At 52.3% G+C, this 1,555-nt stretch carries 1 rRNA gene; it reads right to left on the bottom strand.

Features of this window, described 5'->3' with window-relative positions:
* Positions 1–1,253 (bottom strand): 23S ribosomal RNA (locus HMPREF3149_RS00005); the annotation flags it as partial.
* Positions 1,254–1,555 lie beyond the last annotated feature (302 nt).

Genomic DNA, 1,555 nt, shown 5'->3' on the forward strand with positions numbered 1-1,555 from the left:
TTGCCGCGGCTTCGGCGGTGTGCTTGAGCCCCACTACATTGTCGGCGCAGGACCACTCGACCAGTGAGCTATTACGCACTCTTTCAAGGATGGCTGCTTCTAAGCCAACCTCCTGGCTGTCTTCGCGATCCCACATCCTTTTCCACTTAGCACACCCTTAGGGGCCTTAACCGGCGATCTGGGCTGTTTCCCTCTCGACTATGAAGCTTATCCCCCACAGTCTCACTGCCGCACAACACAATTGATGGCATTCGGAGTTTGGCTGACATTGCTAAGATTGTAGTCCCGCTCAACCAACCAGTAGCTCTACCTCCACCAAGCTAATGCGACGCTGCACCTAAATGCATTTCGGGGAGAACCAGCTATCACGGAGTTTGATTGGCCTTTCACCCCTACCCACAGCTCATCCCCGCAGTTTTCAACCTACGTGGGTTCGCGCCTCCACAGCATCTTACTGCTGCTTCACACTGGCCATGGGTAGATCACCCCGCTTCGGGTCCAGGACATGCCACTTTTCACCCCATTAGGATTCGGTTTCCCTACGGCTACCCCACACGGGTTAACCTCGCGACATGCCGCTGACTCGCAGGCTCATTCTTCAAAAGGCACGCCATCACACACAAACGGTGCTCTGACGGATTGTAAGCACATGGTTTCAGGAACTATTTCACTCCCCTCCCGGGGTACTTTTCACCATTCCCTCACGGTACTCATACACTATCGGTCACACTAAGTATTTAGGCTTACCGGGTGGTCCCGGCAGATTCACAGCAGATTCCACGAGCCCGCTGCTACTCGGGCACCCAACCACACAGATGCTGAAGTCTTCAACTACGGGACTATCACCCTCTTTGGCAGGTGTTTCCACACCACTTCGCCTAACAACAACACCCACGCAAACCAGTGGTAGCTAGCTTAAAATCGGGCCCCACAACACCGCACACACAACCCCTACCAAGTATCACATGCATACGGTTTAGCCTCATCCACGTTCGTTCGCCACTACTAGCAGAATCATAATATTATTTTCTCCTCCTACGGGTACTGAGATGTTTCACTTCCCCGCGTAAACCCCCACAACAGCTATGAATTCACTGAAGGGTAACACCCCATAACAGGTGCCAGGTTTCCCCATTCGGACATCCTCGGATCAACGCTTTATTGACAACTCCCCGAGGCTTAACGCAGCCTTACACGTCCTTCATCGGCTCAGCATGCCAAGGCATCCACCATGCGCCCTCAATAACGAACACACAACCAACCACACACAACAACAATGCCAAAAGCACCATCACCACGTATGCGGCCGGCGTGAACTACACAAAACACAAAAGAACAGAAATCACACAAACCACACACCCACCACCAACCAACAAACGTCAGTAAAAGCAGTGGCAAGCATGCAGTTTAATGCTCGCGTCCACTATACAGTTCTCACACAACACCCCACACCACAACCACCACCAAGCAACAAGGCTTCGACAGTGTGTTACCAGCATGGGTTACAACCAGGGGATAATGCCCCAGACACCCAACAATGCACCAACATACAAAA

The sequence above is a fragment of the Corynebacterium sp. HMSC05E07 genome (genome assembly GCF_001807225.1).
Taxonomy (GTDB): Bacteria; Actinomycetota; Actinomycetes; order Mycobacteriales; family Mycobacteriaceae; genus Corynebacterium; species Corynebacterium singulare.